This window comes from Brevibacillus agri (genome assembly GCF_004117055.1).
GTDB lineage: Bacteria > Bacillota > Bacilli > Brevibacillales > Brevibacillaceae > Brevibacillus > Brevibacillus agri.
In genome coordinates this window covers 659,596-677,160 of sequence record NZ_CP026363.1, presented here as the reverse complement: position 1 = coordinate 677,160, position 17,565 = coordinate 659,596, and the positions used below count along the sequence as shown (strand labels likewise).

General features: G+C 50.0%; 16 protein-coding genes and 1 riboswitch. Of the genes, 5 read left to right on the top strand and 11 right to left on the bottom strand.

Annotated elements, in window-relative coordinates:
• Positions 1–10 precede the first annotated feature (10 nt).
• The 9 genes from BA6348_RS03585 to BA6348_RS03545 form a co-directional block, all read right to left on the bottom strand.
• Positions 11–1,450: a bifunctional 2-methylcitrate dehydratase/aconitate hydratase gene (locus BA6348_RS03585; RefSeq protein ID WP_005826847.1), complete on the bottom strand. Its 1,440-nt coding sequence runs from the start codon at positions 1,448–1,450 to the stop codon at positions 11–13.
• A gap of 27 nt (positions 1,451–1,477) precedes the next feature.
• Complete coding sequence (mmgD, locus tag BA6348_RS03580) at positions 1,478–2,587, bottom strand: citrate synthase (RefSeq protein WP_122952405.1); 1,110 nt, start codon at positions 2,585–2,587, stop codon at positions 1,478–1,480.
• Positions 2,577–2,822, bottom strand: coding sequence for a hypothetical protein (locus BA6348_RS03575; protein ID WP_122952404.1), 246 nt, complete (start codon positions 2,820–2,822; stop codon positions 2,577–2,579). The genes mmgD and BA6348_RS03575 overlap by 11 nt, the downstream gene beginning before the upstream one ends.
• Before the next feature lie 153 nt (positions 2,823–2,975).
• Positions 2,976–3,175, bottom strand: a riboswitch (cobalamin riboswitch).
• A gap of 126 nt (positions 3,176–3,301) precedes the next feature.
• A complete protein-coding gene (locus BA6348_RS03570) occupies positions 3,302–5,977 on the bottom strand; it encodes a YhgE/Pip domain-containing protein (protein WP_122952403.1) in 2,676 nt (891 codons plus the stop codon).
• 207 nt (positions 5,978–6,184) lie between these two features.
• Positions 6,185–6,730 (bottom strand): hypothetical protein, encoded by a 546-nt coding sequence (locus BA6348_RS03565; protein ID WP_122952402.1) that lies wholly within the window; start codon positions 6,728–6,730, stop codon positions 6,185–6,187.
• Positions 6,731–6,750: 20 nt separating this feature from the next.
• Positions 6,751–7,464 carry an amidase domain-containing protein gene (locus BA6348_RS03560; protein ID WP_122952401.1) on the bottom strand — a complete coding sequence of 238 codons (714 nt, stop codon included), beginning with the start codon at positions 7,462–7,464 and terminating at the stop codon, positions 6,751–6,753.
• A 402-nt stretch (positions 7,465–7,866) separates the two neighbouring features.
• Positions 7,867–8,205 (bottom strand): zinc ribbon domain-containing protein YjdM, encoded by a 339-nt coding sequence (locus tag BA6348_RS03555; protein ID WP_005826834.1) that lies wholly within the window; start codon positions 8,203–8,205, stop codon positions 7,867–7,869.
• Between the two features lie 77 nt (positions 8,206–8,282).
• Positions 8,283–9,068: a gamma-glutamyl-gamma-aminobutyrate hydrolase family protein gene (locus BA6348_RS03550; protein ID WP_025846962.1), complete on the bottom strand. Its 786-nt coding sequence runs from the start codon at positions 9,066–9,068 to the stop codon at positions 8,283–8,285.
• 86 nt (positions 9,069–9,154) lie between these two features.
• Positions 9,155–10,642, bottom strand: a complete 1,488-nt coding sequence (locus BA6348_RS03545; protein WP_235694723.1) for an alanine/glycine:cation symporter family protein — start codon at positions 10,640–10,642, stop codon at positions 9,155–9,157.
• A 93-nt stretch (positions 10,643–10,735) separates the two neighbouring features.
• On the opposite strand from BA6348_RS03545, the gene BA6348_RS03540 reads away from it, so the two are divergent.
• The 5 genes from BA6348_RS03540 (at position 10,736) to BA6348_RS03520 (ending at position 14,700) form a co-directional block, all read left to right on the top strand.
• Positions 10,736–11,509, top strand: coding sequence for a transporter substrate-binding domain-containing protein (locus BA6348_RS03540; RefSeq protein ID WP_005826827.1), 774 nt, complete (start codon positions 10,736–10,738; stop codon positions 11,507–11,509).
• 45 nt (positions 11,510–11,554) lie between these two features.
• A complete protein-coding gene (locus tag BA6348_RS03535) occupies positions 11,555–12,211 on the top strand; it encodes an amino acid ABC transporter permease (RefSeq protein WP_007778144.1) in 657 nt (218 codons plus the stop codon).
• The gene (locus BA6348_RS03530; RefSeq protein ID WP_005826823.1) at positions 12,208–12,930 is read left to right on the top strand and encodes an amino acid ABC transporter ATP-binding protein; all 723 of its coding nucleotides are present in this window, start codon (positions 12,208–12,210) and stop codon (positions 12,928–12,930) included. The genes BA6348_RS03535 and BA6348_RS03530 overlap by 4 nt, the downstream gene beginning before the upstream one ends.
• A gap of 100 nt (positions 12,931–13,030) precedes the next feature.
• Complete coding sequence (locus BA6348_RS03525; protein ID WP_005826821.1) at positions 13,031–13,708, top strand: response regulator transcription factor; 678 nt, start codon at positions 13,031–13,033, stop codon at positions 13,706–13,708.
• Positions 13,705–14,700 (top strand): sensor histidine kinase, encoded by a 996-nt coding sequence (locus BA6348_RS03520; protein ID WP_122952400.1) that lies wholly within the window; start codon positions 13,705–13,707, stop codon positions 14,698–14,700. The genes BA6348_RS03525 and BA6348_RS03520 overlap by 4 nt, the downstream gene beginning before the upstream one ends.
• Positions 14,701–14,803: 103 nt before the next feature.
• Here the strand turns inward: BA6348_RS03520 and lpdA are convergent, their stop codons facing one another.
• Both lpdA and BA6348_RS03510 read right to left on the bottom strand, forming a co-directional pair.
• On the bottom strand, positions 14,804–16,183 hold the full coding sequence (gene lpdA / locus BA6348_RS03515) for a dihydrolipoyl dehydrogenase (RefSeq protein ID WP_005826817.1): 1,380 nt from the start codon (positions 16,181–16,183) through the stop codon (positions 14,804–14,806).
• A 12-nt stretch (positions 16,184–16,195) separates the two neighbouring features.
• Complete coding sequence (locus BA6348_RS03510; RefSeq protein ID WP_122952399.1) at positions 16,196–17,512, bottom strand: dihydrolipoamide acetyltransferase family protein; 1,317 nt, start codon at positions 17,510–17,512, stop codon at positions 16,196–16,198.
• Positions 17,513–17,565 lie beyond the last annotated feature (53 nt).

Here is a 17,565-nt window from a genome sequence, read left to right as displayed (position 1 = left end):
AAACGCCTCCTTATCCCAGCAGGAACAAATTCACGAACTCGTTTACGCGCATCTGCGCAAGCTTCTCGTGGTCAAAGCAGACTTGCTCGATTTTTCGCTGCTGCCCGCTTGGGAAATGGGTGCGCAATGTATCGGAGAACTTCTCCTCGATCTTAGGAATGGCTTCCTGCCTGCGGAAACGGTGCCCGAGCGGATATTCGCACTCGACTTTTTCCGTCTCGGTGCCATCCTTGAAATGAATCTGCACGGCATTCGCAATCGAGCGCTTGTTCGGATCGAGGTAATCGTACGTGTACTGCTTGTTCTCGATCACCCTCATTTTCGCCCGCAAGCTGTCGATTCGCGGATCGCTGGCGGTTTCATCTTCATAGTGCTCCGCTGTAATCGTGCCTTTGAGCAGGGCGATTGCGGTAATGTATTGCAAGCAATGGTCGCGATCGGCCGGGTTGTGCAGCGGGCCGACCTTGTCGATAATGCGGATGGCCGATTCATGGGTAGTAATGGTGATCGAGTCGATGTCATCCAGGCGGTCTTTTACTTGCGGATGCAGGGCTACTGCGCATTCCGCAGCGGTTTGGGCGTGAAATTCTGCCGGATACGATACTTTAAACAGCACGTGCTCCATGACGTAGGAGTCGAGCGGGCGCGCGAGCTTCAGTTCTTTTTTGTTGAACAAAACATCCTGGAATCCCCAGCCTGGCGCAGACAGAGCGGACGGATAGCCCATCTCTCCCTTGAGCGCCATCAATGCGAGATGAACGCCCCGGCTGGTCGCGTCCCCGGCTGCCCACGACTTGCGCGATCCCGTATTTGGCGCGTGACGATAGGTGCGCAAGGCGGAATTGTCGATCCACGCATTGGACAAAGCGTTGATAATTTCTTCCCGGCCGCCGCCCAGCATCTTCGTCACGACAGCCGTTGTGGCGATTTTGACGAACAGCACGTGATCCAGGCCGACGCGGTTCAGGCTGTTTTCCAAAGCGAGCACACCCTGGATTTCGTGCGCTTTCACCATCATTTCCAGCACATCGCGCACGACGAGCGGTTCTTTTCCTTCTGCCAGGCGTACGCGGCTCAAATAATCGGCTACTGCCAAAATACCGCCGAGGTTGTCCGACGGATGCCCCCACTCTGCGGCCAGCCACGTATCGTTGTAATCGAGCCAACGGATCATGCAACCGATATTGAACGCTCCGCGCACCGGGTCAAGCACGTACGAGGTTCCCGGTACACGGCAACCGTTCGGAACGACGGTTTCAGGCACGATCGGCCCGAGCAGCTTCGTGCACTCCGGATAGGACAGAGCCAAAATGCCGCATCCGAGCGTATCCAGCAGCACGTAGCGTGCGGTCTGGAACGCTTCTTCACTCGTAATCTCCTTCGTCAGCACATAGTCTGCGATTTCCTCCAGCAACTGGTCTGTTTTTGTCCGTTCATTCATTTTCAGCATGCGAATCATTCCTTTCTCTTTTTGGATTTACGCGCGGCGTTGGCCGATGTAGTTGACCCGGGGCCGGAACAGGCGGTTGTGTTTATGCTGCTCGATCACATGCGCGCACAGCCCTACTGTTCTCGCACTGAAAAAGATCGGGGTGTACAGCGGAATCGGAATCCCGAGCATCCAGTACACCGGAGCGGCGTAATAATCGAGATTCGGGTAAATGCCCTTCTCGCACTCCATGATTTTCTCTCCGGCTTCGCACATCTGATACAGCAGGTCGTCTCCTTTGGCGTCGCACAGTTGCCTCAAGGCGTCCTTCATCATGAGGGCACGCGGATCGATCTTTTTCATGTACACGCGGTGGCCGAATCCCATAATCCGCTCTTTGTTGGCCAGCTTGGACTCCAGCAATTGCTCAAATTCCTCGACCGAGCTTGCCTCAAGCAGCATGTGCATCACCGCTTCGTTTGCTCCGCCGTGCAAGTTTCCTTTCAGCGAAGCGACCGCTCCGGTCAATGCCCCGTACAAATCCGACAAAGTGGAGGCGATCACCCGCGCCGTAAAGGTCGAATTGGGCATTTCGTGCTCGCTGTACAAAACCAGGGATCGGTCGAAGATGGCCTCTTCGAAGGCAGACGGGATTTTGCCCGTAATCATGTAGAGAAAATTGGCGCTGTACGACAGCTCCGGCAACGGTGCCACCAGCTCGGCTTTTTGAATCACGCGGTAGCTGTTGGCGACGATGTTCGGCACTTTGCCGAGCAGCTTGTAGGCCCGCTCCTTGTTGGCTTGCGGCGAGCAGTTGTCGAGGTGACTGTCATAGCCGGCCAGCGCCGACAGCCCCGTCCGCAAGCCGTCCATCGGATGCGTTTTTTCCGGCAGCAGCTTGAGCATGTCGAACACTTCTCTCGGGATGTCGTACTCGCTCTTCAGCTTCTCTTCTACCGCCCGCTTTTGTTCCTCGTTCGGCAGCGCTTCCTCCAGCAAAAGATGGACGATATCCAGGTAACGGTACGCTTTGGACAGCTCGATCAAGTCGTACCCTTTGATGACGATTTCTCCTTGCTTCGTATCCAGAAAGGAAATGCTCGTTTCCGCAGCCACTACCCCTTCCAGACCTGGAAAAAACTTTTCTTCAACTCCCATGTTCCTCATCCTCCGCCCCAAATAGGTTGATCTTTAGACGTTGATAAGCCTTGTCGAGATTTTGCAAAAGCTTTTCTTGATCCGCTGGACTGTCTGATCGCCTGATGACCTCGTCTTTTAATTTCGAGTAATGCGCCTTGATAACGCTCGGGTTCTCTATCGTCAAGTTGTTCATAATGCACGCCTGAAAATCGTTGGTAAAATACTCAACCGTTCCAAACAAAAAATCGCTCATCCGTCACGTACCCTCCTGAAAATCCGCACAAAAAAACAACTTCCGCAGAAGTTGTTAAGAGGCGAATGAATACTCAAATAAGCATGCTGATTGTCCAAATCAAAAACACGCCTATCCATTTCGCACTTAACACCCCCTATCCTCGTAGGTATTGATGTTGTGCTCAAACAGGCAGGTCTCCTGGCTTATGTTCATCGCTTTTCGAACCTTCCCATTTTCGGCTGGCGAAAACAGTGGCATCTTCGAATCGCTCCCAATTACAGTTGCGGGACAGCGTCGGATTCTAACCGAACTTCCCTTTTAAGCAGATAAAAGATGGTGAATTTATCTGCACCTGTTTGTACACGTATTTAGTTTGTCTCGAATATACCACCGATTCAGAAAATTAACAATTGGATTCTTTCCTAAAAATTGGGTAACCCGATTGAACGCACACGAAAAAACCAGCCAATAACGATGATTGGCTGGTTACTGATGGCTTACCCGATAATTTTTGTCTTCTTGGCATTCTCCATCGATTTTTGAATCAGACCGCTCAACGGACGCTTCAAGGCAAGCGCGATGAACAGGCTGATTCCGATGAAACCGAACAGAAAGAGAATATCCCGGATCGCCGTCTCCCAAAGCACCCCGCCTACGCCCTCCCGCAGCAAGCTGATCGCGTAGGTGAACGGCATGAACGGATTCAATGCCTGGAAAAAGGGAGCGGTCATGCTGATCGGGAACGTCCCGCCCGAGCTGGAAAACTGGAACACCATGAAAATGATCGCGATGCCTTTGCCCACGTTGCCGAATACGGACAGCAGCGTGTACGTGATCGTGACGAATACCATGCTGACGAGCATCGCGAAAAGCACAAACGGGACTTTATCCGCAACATAAGCTTCCAGAATGTAAATGTCTCCAAGCGTAATGCACAATGCCTGAAGCAGACCGATCGTCACAAACGTGCCCAAGCGGCCCAAATAAAGCTGGTACGGCTTGTAGCGGCCATCCGGATTTTCCGCATCCGGCTTGAGCAGGGAAATCAGCAGCGTGGCCCCGACCCATAGCGACAGGACGCCGTAAAACGGAGACATCGCCGAGCCGTAGTTCGGGATCGGGTATTTGCGGTTTTCCTTGATCTGCACCGGGCTGGCGAGAAATTCGCTCTCTTTTTGAATATCCCCGCGCAAAAGCTTGGCGAGATCGGCGAAGTTGTTGTTCGCCTCTACCTCTCTCAGCTTGTCTGCCGCCTGCGAAATCGCGCTCTCCAGCTTGGGCAAATCGTCGCGAACCAGCGCCGCCACTCTGTGGACGCCGTTCTCCACCTCCGGCAGCTTGTTGCGCACAAAATCAGCCAGCTTCACAAGTTCCGCTTCCGCCTGCGGCAAATCGTTGCGAATGAATGCCGCCGCCTGGTCGAGCTTTTGCCCGATGGCTGGCAAGTTTTCCTTCAAGAACGGAGCCGCCGTGCGAATCGCTTTGGCAAAAGCGTCCGACTTCGCTTGCAGCGTTTGCGCCAACTCGTGAACCCGCGCCTGAATTTGCGGCAGCTCCTGCTCGATTCGTTTCAGCTCTGCCAGGCCAAGCTCCAGACCTGCCTTCGTTTCCTTGAGAATCGTCTCGATATCCGGGAGCTTTTCCTGCGCTTTGTGCAAAAGCTCGGCGGACGTTCCCGTGATCGTCTTCAGCTTTTCAATGCCTTCCTCGATTTTCGGAACGATTTCGCTATCGTAGCGCCCGAGAATATCGCCCAGTTCCGCGCTCGTGTTTTTCGACAGTTCGTTCAGGCTCTCGACCAAGTCTCGCGCTGGCTTTTTCCCGTTTTCCAGCGCGTCTGCAATCGTGCCGAGAATTTCGATTTGCCGATTCATCCTGTCCTCGAGCCCGTGCAGCCGCTCTGACAAACGGTCCAGCGGCTGTCCGGGGATGTAGCCGTTCAGCTTGTCGGCCAGCGCTGCGGTATGTTCCAGCACGCGCACGACTCGGGACAGCCTGTCCTGGACGGCATGAACCTCTTCTGCTGTCGGCAAGCGCTCCGGATTGAGCTGCAAAAGCCTGTCTGTAAGCTGCGCAAGCGCATCGGCAGCTTGCTGGGCCAGCAGGAGATTTTGCTTAATCAGCGGCGCGATTGTGTCCCATGCGCCGTCATGGGTTGCAAAAAACCGATTCAGTTGATCGGCCAAATCGGCTCCTTTGTCCGTCAGCTCGGCAATGCGCGGCAGGGCGTTTTGAGCCGCCGAAACAATCTCAATTGCCTGACTGGCCTTCTCTGTGGCCGTGGTGACCGCGCTTGCGACTTTGCCGAAGTTTTGATCGAGCTCGGCAATGCGCCCGACCGCCTGCTCGATTGTCGGCAGCTTGTCTTCCATGCCGATGATAACCGATGCGGCTTCGTTGATTCGCGGCCAGTTTTGCTGGACTTTCAGCACGGCATCGGCCGCCTGGTTGATTTCCGGGAGGCGCTTTTCCACTTCCGGGATGATTTGCGCCTTCTCGTGAATTTCCGGCAGCTTCTTTTCAATCTCCAGCACCTTTTGCCCCGCTGCATGAATCTCGGGCAGCTTTTTCTCCAGTTCAAAAATACCGCTCTCGATTCGGCGAATGGTCGGCAGTTGCTCCTCGAGCTTCACACCGATTTCCGTCAGCTTTGTCAGCAGAGCCTCGCTGACCTCTTCCGTGAAGCTTTCGTTGATCTGCTTGGCGATGGCCGAGACGCCGGAAGAGGTGATTTTGGGAGCCACGGCGTTGACTTTTTCGTTGACCGTATAGATCACTTCGGGCCTGTCCAGTCTGCCGTTGACGATCCCGGTAATTTTCTCGGAAAAGTCGGCCGGAATCAGGATGCTGGCGTAGTAATCGCCCCGATCCACGCCGCGCTCGGCCTCCTCCTTCGTCACGAAGGTCCAGCCCAGCTTATCGTTGTGCTGCAAGCTCTTTAGCAGCTCGTCCCCGATGTTGATCTGCTTGTCCATGACCGTCGCGCCCTGGTCCTCGCTCGTTACCGCCACTTTTACGCCTTGCGTATTGGCGTACGGGTCCCAGACCGACTTGATGTTGACCCAATCGTACAGGCATGGGAGCAAGATGATCGCGACAATGAGGAAAATTCCCGTCGGTACTTTGAATATGTTGATCCAGTCCGTTTTGTAAATCTGCCATATGGAACGCATGCATGTACCACCTAATTTTGGAGGAATGAGGGCCATCTGATACTTCCATGACAGTCTACCATAAAAGGAAATAAGCAGGAAGGAAGCTGCCAGTAGTAGCATGAGCCGCTGCCTGTCATTTTATGTTTGGCCTGTCCACCTGGACTGCTCATGAAAAGGGCGCTGCCCTGGTGAGCAACGCCCTTTGTTTTTCGCGTACATGTAGCCTTATTGGTCGCTTTGCGTACTGATTGCATCTTTTTCCTGTTGAAATTGTGCCAGCAACTGTTCTGCTTCTTCTTTGGCATCTTCAGACTGCCTTGCCATCTTTGCTCTTTTTTTTAAAGAAGCCAATTTCTCTTCAAATTTTGCAACGAGTTGTTTCTGCTGTTCGATTTGCGCTAACATTTTCGTTACCTCGGGGTCGTTTGCATCTGCATCGCTGTTTTTGTAGCTTGATTCATGAATGAGTGTCATTTCTTTGAAACCAGCTAGCTTACGTGCCAATACATCCTCGGGGTTTTCGGGGTACAGCTCTTTTTTCAGCTTGCCTATCTCCCACCCCAGATCTTTTATTTTTTGTCTTTCTTCACTTGGCGCATTTGGATCATCTTGCTCGGCCAGCTTTTGATACTCTTCTTCCATTTGCTTAAGCATTTCTGTTTTGGATGCATCATTCGCATATGCTTGATACCCCAAAAAACTTGCAACGCCTAAAATGGCAAGACCGCCTATTGATGCAGCGATAAGTTTTTTGGTTCGCTGTATAAACATGGTATCACCCCTTTAGTGTTTTATTTCTTGATTTTTATTGTTACAACATATGCTCCGCCATAATCGAGCCATTCACTTAGCGGAAGGTCTGTCCCCCATGTATAATCACTGTCATTTAACGAATGCTGAGCCATATACACTTCCCCATCCTTAAAGTGATGAACTACTTGTGAATGAACAGTTCTTCCAGCACTGTTCACATACTGAACAATATCACCTTCATACAAATCGTTGTAAATGTCTCTAAAGTTCTTTTGTGCATCTTTGACTGAGTACTTTTTGGCCTGATACGCAAATTCTCCTCCGGAACCATTAACTACTGCCCAGTGTTCTCTAAATTGATGAGCTCCAGTCCAAGATGATGTGCGGGATTTTTTATCATTTGTATTTTTGGGAACATTAGGGCCATAATAATACCAATCCTTTGTATTCCTATTATAACCAACTTTTCCATGTAAATCCAGACCTCCGCCCTCATGTAATACTTGAGAAACAAAGTTTGTGCAGTCACCACCATCGCTGTTACTTCCATAATTCGCGTACTTTTTATTCCCAGGTCGTTCAGCATACTTTTCAACGTATTTTTTTGCACCTCTTCGGTCAAAATCGCTATTTATTTTCGAGTCCTTATTCGTAAACATAATCTCTGGTGCTGCAAATGCTTGTCCAGTCAGTAAAGTTGTTCCTAAGAACGTAAAAATCAACGTTTTTTTCAAAGCCTTCTTCAAATTCATCATCCCTCTCCAAGGAAATTTTTGCAAAATATCTTCACTTTATTTTTATGTCAAAACTCCCAAAAAAATCAATAAATTTCCTTTTTAATTCTATTTATTATTCGTTTCTCCTATTCCTTGCTTCAGACAACATGAAAGACCTGTCCCGTCTGTTCAACACGGAGACGTTCGTCGCAAGTCATCCACGAAAGCGAGACAGGCGGCGAAAAAAGTTTTACCTTATCGCGCGGGGACGTGTCGAAGTTGTCCTGTCTTTCCTTAACCGTTCCAATTGAAAAAAGTGGTTGGCAACGGAAAATGTTGCTCAACCACTTTTTATATGTTATATGTCTGCCGTCTGAGGGAAGCGTATGCAAGATGAGAAAAAAAACCAGCCTCTCTACAGAAGCTGGCCTGACGTTGCTACACCTTTTTCACAAACTCCGACTTCAATTTCATCGCACCGAACCCGTCGATCTTGCAGTCGATATCGTGGTCGCCGTCCACCAGACGAATGTTTTTTACCTTCGTCCCGATTTTCAAAACCGACGAGCTCCCTTTTACTTTCAGATCCTTGATGACGGTTACGGTATCGCCGTCTTGCAGGATGTTGCCGTTCGCGTCCTTGATTACTTTTTCGCCGCTGTCCTCGGCTTCTGCTTGCAGTGTCCACTCGTGGCTGCATTCCGGGCAGATCAGCATGCTTCCATCCTCGTACGTGTACTCGGAATTACATTTCGGGCAATTTGGCAATTTACTCATGCATTTCATACCTCCATCCAATTACGGCTCATTTTAACACAAATGCCCGTTGGATACATGTCTTGCCGCCCAATTTCTTAACGGTTGGCAGAGGTACAAAGGTTATCCATGTCTATTCGCCTCTTCTTGGCGGACTCGATAAATAGCATAAACAGCTTCAGTTGTTCCTCATCTGTCTGAAACATCATCTCGGGATGCCACTGAACAGCCAGTAAAAATGGATACTGCGGATGTACAATCGCCTCAATGATGCCATCCTCTGCGGTTGCAATCGCTTCCAGACCTTCTCCGAGTCTTTCGATCACCTGATGATGAAAGCTGTTGACGTCCAGCTCCTCCTTGCCAAAACAACGATAAAGAACATGCTCCTTTGAAAGCTTTACCTTGTGAGCAATACTGGATTTTGGCCCTATATACCCGGCGTGGTTGATCTCCGTGGAATAGCCTCGCTCAATGTCTTGCACGAGCGTCCCGCCAAAATACACATTCAGAAGTTGAAGTCCGCGACATATCCCGAATATCGGCATCTTTCTTTTTACCGCTTTGTCCAGCAGCTTCCATTCAAACTGGTCCCTGGCCGGATTGATCTGACCAAGACCTTTTTTATACGGCTGCCCGTAGAAGCTTGGGCTAATGTCGCTCCCGCCAATAAACATCAGGCCATCGAGACGATCCAATAGCGACTCCAGATAACTGTCATCATCAATGAGTGGAATCGGTACAGGTATTCCGCCTGCACGATGAATACTCTCAGGATCGTCTATCGCTGACATAAAGTGGTCCTGGGCAATGACAAATCGATGTTTGCTTTCCTCAAAGGCACTGACGTAATAGGTTGTACAACCAATGAGAGGCTTCGTCACATTCCATTTCTCCTTCATCTGCTGATCTTATGTGACCGATTTTAGGGGAAAAATTCTGGAGAAAAATCAAAAAATTATGTGATCGCTCACTCAATTGTCTTTGTAGCGCTGGCCATTCCCTTATCTTCATAAAACAGTCGGACATCTTCGTCAATCTGCCCGATGTTCAAATATCTGGCTTTGTAATCTTGCAACAGCTTTTTAAACTGATGGCTGAGAACCAGCAGGAAAAATATGTTGATAAAGGTAGGTACAGCAGTCATGATGCCTGTCATCAACCATACATCCTTGTCGGGAAAGTGAAAAGTGACGACATAGACGACAAAGAGAAATTCGGGAAATGCGCAAAATATCTTCAAATATTTCAGTACATGTTTTTTAGCGACCTTCTTTTTATTCAGCAGGTGTTTTACCATTATTTCCCTGCTCACATACCAGCCGCTTGCCGACGTTAGTGCAAACAAGAAAATGATGACCGTCACCATGTATTTGCCCGCTAACCCCAATGTTTGTTCAAACGAATGCAAAGCCAGTTCAATCCCCGTTCGTCCGGAAACCCAATCATCAGACAAAATCACCACGAAAGCCGTAATTCCACAAATCACAATGCTTGTAAAAAACACCTCAAAACCACCCCACAGCCCTTGCTTTACCGGATGGTCGACATTGGCCGTCGAATGAACAATCGGTGTAGTGCCCCAGCCGAATTCGCTGGTGTACACTGCCTGGGATACCCCGATCGTAATGACCTGGGCCAAGGTTGCTCCCGTGAAACCACCGATGGCGGCCGAGCCATAAAAGGCGTGCCGAATAATCAATTCCAGGGTCGGGATGACTTTTTCCACGTTCATCAAAATAATCAGGAAACCTAAAGCAAGATAAGCCACGATCATGAACGGCACTATGAATAAAAATATCCTTGCCAAATACGGAATGCCGCGCACAATGATGAAATAAACCAAAAGCGCAAACAAAAAGGATACGCCAAGAATGTTCATATGAAACGTGGTGCTGATAGCGACGGAAGCCACGTAGTTTTGGATCGAGAGAAAAATGGGCGCGATCATGCCAATCACAAACAACACGACCAGAAACATCCAATTTTTTACATTCATTTCTTCACCGATACCTTTTTCGATGTAAACAGTCGCCCCCCCGATGAATTGCCCATCCTCGTCTCTCGTTCTGTAATAGACGGATAAAGTTACTTCTACCATTTTGATAATCATCCCGGCTGCGGAGGCAACCCACATCCAAAATACCGCTCCCGGACCGCCGATGGAGATGGCTGTAGCCACCCCGCCTATACATCCAACCCCTACCAGACAGCCAAGGGCAATATTTCCGGCGATGTAAGAAGGCAGTCCTCCTCGTTGGCTTGTTTTTTCCGTTTTTTGGCGAGTGGAGCCCCAAATGTGGCGAAATATATGCAAAAGCTGACGAAGCTGAAAAAACCGATTATCCACCGTAAAAAAGAAGCCCGCGAAAAGAATAGCAAAAGGCATGGGGATATCCCAAAGGATGTTGACGATGGAGTTTGCCATTTTCTCTATCAAGACGACCAAACCTTTCACGAATTTTCACACATTTCTTTGAAATTTATTTTACATTATTTTTTTATGATATAGGCACAAAGTACGTATCTTTTTTCAAAGAGGAGGGTTTTTATGCTTCGTCGTAAACATTGGATTTCTTTCGTAGTAAGCTGTTTGACAGCCATTGGATTGGTAGGGTGCGGAGCCCAAGAGACCGGGGGCAGCGCAAACAATACTCTCATTTTTGCCGTCGCTCCAGATGGAGGCGCTTTCAGTTCCCGAGACAGCTCCGGCAAACTGACCGGATTTGATATTGAACTCGTTGAGTCACTCGCTGCGAAAGAAAACCTCAAAGTAGAGTGGAAAGAGATGAAATTCAACGGAATTATCCCTGCCTTGCAAGCGAAACAGGTTGATGGCGCTGCAGCTTCAATCACCATTCGTGACGATCGTAAGGCAGTGACGAATTTTACCGACCCCTATTTTGATTCCGGCCTTGTGATGGTAGTGAAAAAAGATAGCCCGATCAACTCCGTCGATGACTTGAAGGACAAGACAATCGTCGCCAAACAAGGAACATCCGGACTTGAAAAAGCAAACGAGCTCGCCAAAGAAAAAGGCGCCAAAGTAAAGATTTTGGAAGATGAAGCCACACTCTATATGGACGTGGAAGCGGGAGGCTCCGATGTGCTGATTAACGACTTCCCTTTTGTCGCCAATAAAATCAAATCCGGAACAGCTACCAACTTGAAAATCGTTGGAGACAAATTGACAGGTGAAGAATACGGGATCGCCATTGCAAAAGGAAAAGAAGACATTCTGGAAAAATTCAACAAACACCTGAAAGAAATGAAAGAAAACGGCGAGTATCAAAAATTATACGATAAATACTTCGGTTCAAACTAACGGGTGCAGATTGCACCTTATTTCTTTCAGGAAAGGAAGCGAAGCATGGACACATTAAACCTGATTGCAGACGCATCTCCCCTTTTGCTGAAAGGGCTTGAGAATACGATAAAAGTAGCTTTTCTTTCTTTGCTTTTTGCCACTGTTCTCGGACTTTTCTTCGGCCTCTTGCGTGTATCGAAGCGAAAGTCGCTACAAATGATTGCGAAAGTCTATGTAAGCATCATTCGGGGTACCCCGCTGTATGTACAAGTTATTTTCTTTTACTTCGGCGTGTTTCCACTACTGTTTGGACGAGCTACCGATGCGGTGTCTGCCGGCATCTTCGTTCTCAGTCTTAATGCAGGGGCGTATTTGGTAGAAATATTTCGCGCCGGCATAGAATCCATCGACAAAGGCCAAATGGAGGCAGGCCGAGCCATCGGCTTTACCCATGGCCAAACAATGGCATACATTATCATGCCGCAAGCAATCAAGCGAATGATCCCCGCAATCGTCAACCAGTTCATTATCAGCATTAAAGATACGTCACTGCTTGCCACCATCGGAATTGCGGAGCTTACATTCACGGCTCAGACAATTTATGCGGTAAACTTCAAAGCTTTCGAGTTTTTAGGTACAGTTGCCGTCATTTACTGGGTTCTGATCTATGTGCTCACATGGTTCTCCCATTGGCTGGAAAGGAGGTTGGCGGCACGATGATTCAAGTGAATCAGTTGGCAAAATCATTCGGGAATCTCCATGTACTCAAGAACATCAACGCCCATATCAAACGCAAAGAGGTCGTATGTGTCATCGGCCCCTCGGGCTCCGGCAAGTCTACTTTTCTCCGATGCATGAATCTTCTTGAAGAACCTACAGCCGGTGAGATCATCATCGACGGGATCAACATTATGGATAAGCAAACAAATATTAACGCCCTTCGGCAAAAAGCCGGAATGGTATTTCAGCAATTTAATCTCTTCCCACACAAAACATCATTGGAAAACATTACGCTGGGCCTGATTAAGATCAAAAAATACAGTACAGCATCTGCCGTTGAAAAAGGAAAAGCCCTGCTTGCGAAAGTAGGTCTTCTAGAAAAAGCAGATGTCTACCCGCGAAATCTGTCTGGCGGTCAGCAGCAAAGGGTGGCGATTGCAAGAGCTTTGGCTATGGAGCCGGAAATCATGCTGTTTGATGAGCCTACATCAGCACTCGATCCCGAAATGGTCGGGGAGGTTTTGCAAGTGATGAAAGACTTGGCCCAGGAAGGAATGACGATGGTGATCGTCACACACGAAATGGGTTTTGCCAAAGAGGTAGCTGATCGAATCCTGTTTATGGATCAAGGAATTGTTGTAGAAGAAGGCACGCCTGAACAGATGTTTTTCCACACCCAACAAGAAAGAACACGGGAGTTCCTGAACAAGGTACTGTAGCTCGCTTCTCTTTTTCAACCTCTGGATTCTCTTGAATTCAGAGGTTTGCTCCATTCCGGTATAATAGTATGTATTACATCGTGAGGGGGAGTTTTTGCAGATGGCGTACACCGTCTTTTTAGTTGAAGATAATCAGGATTTAAACTCCATCTTGCAGAAGTATCTGGAAAACGCAGGCTATACCGTGGAAGCATTTCTGGACGGCTTCTGTGCCCAGCAAAAAATCCGGGAGACACCTGACCTCTGGATCTTGGACATTATGCTGCCCGATACGACCGGATACACCTTATTCAAAGAGATCAAAGCAATCCACCCGGATATTCCTGTGATCTTTATCTCTGCCAAAAACCAGGAAATCGACCGGGTTGTCGGTCTGGAACTAGGCTGCGACGACTACATCTCCAAACCATTTTTACCGCGAGAACTGATCTTGAAAACGCAAAAGCTGCTGGAACGCAAAAACGGCACAAAGCCTCATCGGCACGCTATAAACAAAATAAACGACTATACCATTCACCGCGAAAACCACACCATTCATCACGAAGGTGTTTCCATATCCCTGACCAGCAAGGAGTTTGAGCTATTGCTGTTTTTCATTGACCATCCAAATCGTGTGTTCTCTCGGGAACAAATTTTGGAACGATTGTGGGACAAAAACTATTATGGCTCTGATCGTGTAGTCGACGATACTGTGCGGCGCATACGAAAAAAAATGCCAAAGCTGTCCATAGAAACTGTCTATGGCTACGGTTACAGGTATAGGCTGGTGAATGGATGAGAGACAAACCGTTTGGACTCCAAATATGGGTAATCATGACCGCTTTTCTCACTTTTATTACGGGGATCATCACGGTTGTACTCGTCACATATGTCTCGGTCGATGTCCTAATCAATCTCGTTCGGCTTCTCGTCATACTCTCTATCATCAACATCTGCATAGCCAAGTTTATCTCGAATAAAATTACCGAGCCATTGCGCTACTTGGAAAAGAAGGTTCGCAAAATTGCAAACAAGGAGTGGGAAGAACCGATTGATCTAAATCGCGGAGACGAATTCGGCAAACTGGCTTCCTCTATTAACATGATGCAAGAATCGCTCAAGAAAATGGAGATGGAGGAAGAAATTTTTTTACAAAGCGTTTCCCATGATTTGAAAACACCTATCATGGTCATCCACAGCTATTCCCAGGCGCTTTTGGATCGAATCTATTTGAACGACTCTTTTGACGAGACGGTTGCTGTCATTATTAAAGAAGCGAAGCATCTCGAAAAAAAGGTAGAAAAACTGCTGTACCTCAACAGTCTCGACTATATATTAGAAAGAAAAAGTGAATGTAAGCCCACGAACGTCCAAGCAATTGTTCACAATCTCATCGAGAGATTTTTACTGGTGCAAAACAATATCGTCATTCACAACCAGTTGAAAACTGTGTTTGTCTGGGGAAACGAGGAAGAGCTTACGGTAGCACTGGAGAACATTTTGGAAAACAATATGCGCTTTGCCAAATCTTCTATCTGGATATCGGTGAACCGCGTTCTCGTCCAAGAAAAAGAACTCGTGGAAATCATCCTGGAAAACGACGGTCCCCCGATCGAAGCTGAACAGCTAGATCAGTTGTTCAACCATTTTTACAAAGGGATGAACGGAAAATTCGGACTTGGGTTATTCATCACGAAAAAAATCATCCAATTCCATAATGGAGAAGTACACGCAGAAAACAGGGGAAAACGCGTGAGGTTTACCATCTTGCTGCCAAGCACGACCAACTGACGCTGCTTCTTCTCGATAAAAAACAGATAGCCCTCCCTTGGCTCGGTGGAGGGCTATCTGTTTCACATTTTTGCATCGCTTGCAGTCATCGACTTTTGTTCCGCTATCCGTGAATCGCATGTCCCAATGCCCCGCGGACGGCCTCGTTCAGCGCCTCTGAAAGCGTAGGATGCGGAGCGATAAAGTTCTCCATGGCATCTGCCGTCATTTCGGCATGCAAAAGAAGCGCCGCCTGCCCGATCAGCTCTGTTGCCAGCGGCCCCACCAACGTCACGCCGACGATCTCGTGGTACGCCGGCTCCACCAGCACTTTTACTTTGCCTGCGGCTTCCTGCAAAATCATCGCCTTGCCGTTGGCCGAAAAAGAAAACTCGCCGACGAGCAGCCCTGCGTATTGCTCTCTGGCCTGACGCTCCGTCAATCCGACGGAAGCCACCTCCGGCGATGTATAAATGCAACGAGGCACAGCGCGCAGGTTGAGCATGGCTTCCTCGCCGCATGCGTTGCGAGCAGCAGTCTCGCCTTCGTGAAAAGCTACGTGGGCAAGCTGAATCGTTCCGCGCGCATCACCTGCGGCATAAATATGCGGCTGGCTCGTCTGCAAGCGCTCGTTTACCTCGATCCCGCGCGCTGTCGCTTTTACCCCGGCTCGATCGAGCGAAAGTCCGTCCAGACGCGGCTTTCTTCCGATCGCTACCAGGACGGCATCTGCCTTGAGTTCCTTTACCCCCTCCGGAGTACGGATGCGCGCCAGCCTGCCCGTGCGATCCAGTGCTTCCACGCTGCTCCCCAGATGCAACTGCACGCCCTCCTGCTTCAAGCTGCGCTCCAGAAATGCCGCGATGTCAGCGTCTTCTCCCGGCAATAGTTGCTCCGCCAGCTCCACCATGACGACCTGGCTGCCCATTCTGCTGTAAACGGAAGCAAATTCGCAGCCGATCACTCCCCCGCCCACGATGAGCAGCACGGGCGGAGCCTTTTCCAATGACAGGCAGTGACTGCTGTTCAAAATCCACTCCCCGTCGAATGGAGCAAAAGGAAGGGCGATTGGCTCCGCCCCGGTCGCTACAATAAATTTCTCTGCCTCTACGCTGCTCGTGCCGTCTGCCGTTTCTACCCGCAAAGAGCGCTCGTTTTGAAACGTCGCGCGTCCTCGCATGACCTGCACCTGATTGCGCTTCATCAAGTACTGCACGCCGCCAGTCAACTTTTGAACGATGCCCTGCTTGTAGGCGTGCACTTTCTCCCATTGGACTCGCGTCTGGTCCACAGGGCTTTCGATGCCGAAGCGTCCTGCATGCAAGACGTGCTGATACGTGTCCGCGCACTCCAGCAGCGCTTTGGTCGGCATGCAACCTTCGTTCAGGCAGGTGCCGCCCAGCTCCTTTTGTTCGATCAGCACAACCTGCTTTCCGGCACGCGCCGCCGTAATTGCCGCCACGTAGCCCGCTGGTCCTCCGCCGATAATCGCGATATCGTACATGCCCTTCCCTCCCTAGACCAGCAGGCTGTGCGGTTCTTCCAGGTAAGACCGGACTGTCGCCAAAAACGCCGCAGCCGGAGCGCCGTCGAGCACCCGATGGTCAAATGTCAGGGAGAGCGGCAATATGCTGCGGCGTTGCAGCTCGTCGCCGACAAATACAGGCGTGTCCTTCGCCGCGCCTACGCCCAATATCCCGGCTTCCGGCGGATTCAGCACAGGTGTAAAGGTGTCTACGCCATAGCTGCCCAGGTTGGTGATCGTAAAGGTAGAGCCTTTCATTTCTTCCGGCGCAAGCTGATTTTGTCTTGCCCGTGCGCTGACGGATTTCAGTTGGCTGGACAGCTCGGCAAGCGTCTGCTGCTCGGCCTGGCGAATGACGGGGACGACCAGACCTTTTTCCAGCGCGACGGCTATTCCGAGATGAACCTCTTCGTACAGCTCGATCCGGTCTTCCACATACGCGCTGTTCATCTGCTTGTGCCGCAAAAGCGACAGAACGACCGCCCTGGCAATCAAATCGGTAACGGACAGCTTGAGCTGGTAGCGGCGCTCCATTTCTGGCGAGAGCTTTTCCTTCAGTTGCAAAAGCTCGGTAATGTCCGCCTGCATCGTGATCGTCAGTTGGGCGCTTTGCTGCAGGCTCTGGTACATCCGCTCGGCAATGACTTTGCGCATGCCGGAGACAAGAATGCGCTCAGGCTGCTTTTCGGTTGTGTTCACGGCCGCCGCCGCATGGTCGCTGCTGCCCGCGACAGGTGCAACGCTCGTTTGCACGCCAGCAACTTGTGCCGCCGCATTCGTCTCTTTTTCCCCGCCAGCCTTAATGAAGCGCTCCACGTCTTCTTTGGTGATTCTGCCCTGCGGCCCTGTGCCCGTCAGCTTTGTGTAGTCAATGCCCGCTTCTTCTGCCATCTTGCGCGCTACAGGCGAGATTTTGATCCCATCCCGCGGACGATCCAGTACGGCAGTTGCAGTTGTTGCCGCTGGCGCTCCTGCTTTTGTCCGCTGCTCATCCGAAGCCGCCAGCGCAGCGACCGACTCGGCAGTCGCTTTTGCCGACGCGGCGACAGAGGCCGTCCCTGCCAGTTCCCCTGGCTGTCCGATCACTCCAAGCACGGTGCCGTAGGGGACCACGCCACCCTCGGGAACCTCGATTTTCAACAGCACGCCGTCTGCAGCGGCCTCTACTTCCATTTCAATTTTTTCCGAGCTGATGTCGACGATGCCCTCGCCTTTTTTTACCGCCTCTCCCTCGCGCTTCTTCCAGGCGATAACCGTACCTTCCACCATTGCCATTCCCAGCTTGGGCATAATGATATTTTCTGCCATTTTGCTCTCTCCTCTCCTGCCTTGCCTACGCGCTTGTTTTCAGCCGAAAAAGC

Bases quoted from the DNA above. Each gene is read 5' to 3' on its own strand.
- BA6348_RS03510 (WP_122952399.1), bottom strand. From the start codon at position 17,512: ATGGCAGAAAATATCATTATGCCCAAGCTGGGAATGGCAATGGTGGAA.
- BA6348_RS03585 (WP_005826847.1), bottom strand. From the start codon at position 1,450: ATGCTGAAAATGAATGAACGGACAAAAACAGACCAGTTGCTGGAGGAA.
- BA6348_RS03540 (WP_005826827.1), top strand. From the start codon at position 10,736: ATGCTTCGTCGTAAACATTGGATTTCTTTCGTAGTAAGCTGTTTGACA.
- BA6348_RS03525 (WP_005826821.1), top strand. From the start codon at position 13,031: ATGGCGTACACCGTCTTTTTAGTTGAAGATAATCAGGATTTAAACTCC.
- BA6348_RS03555 (WP_005826834.1), bottom strand. From the start codon at position 8,205: ATGAGTAAATTGCCAAATTGCCCGAAATGTAATTCCGAGTACACGTAC.
- BA6348_RS03575 (WP_122952404.1), bottom strand. From the start codon at position 2,822: ATGAGCGATTTTTTGTTTGGAACGGTTGAGTATTTTACCAACGATTTT.
- BA6348_RS03530 (WP_005826823.1), top strand. From the start codon at position 12,208: ATGATTCAAGTGAATCAGTTGGCAAAATCATTCGGGAATCTCCATGTA.
- BA6348_RS03560 (WP_122952401.1), bottom strand. From the start codon at position 7,464: ATGAATTTGAAGAAGGCTTTGAAAAAAACGTTGATTTTTACGTTCTTA.
- BA6348_RS03535 (WP_007778144.1), top strand. From the start codon at position 11,555: ATGGACACATTAAACCTGATTGCAGACGCATCTCCCCTTTTGCTGAAA.
- BA6348_RS03570 (WP_122952403.1), bottom strand. From the start codon at position 5,977: ATGCGTTCCATATGGCAGATTTACAAAACGGACTGGATCAACATATTC.
- lpdA (WP_005826817.1), bottom strand. From the start codon at position 16,183: ATGTACGATATCGCGATTATCGGCGGAGGACCAGCGGGCTACGTGGCG.
- BA6348_RS03520 (WP_122952400.1), top strand. From the start codon at position 13,705: ATGAGAGACAAACCGTTTGGACTCCAAATATGGGTAATCATGACCGCT.
- BA6348_RS03565 (WP_122952402.1), bottom strand. From the start codon at position 6,730: ATGTTTATACAGCGAACCAAAAAACTTATCGCTGCATCAATAGGCGGT.
- mmgD (WP_122952405.1), bottom strand. From the start codon at position 2,587: ATGGGAGTTGAAGAAAAGTTTTTTCCAGGTCTGGAAGGGGTAGTGGCT.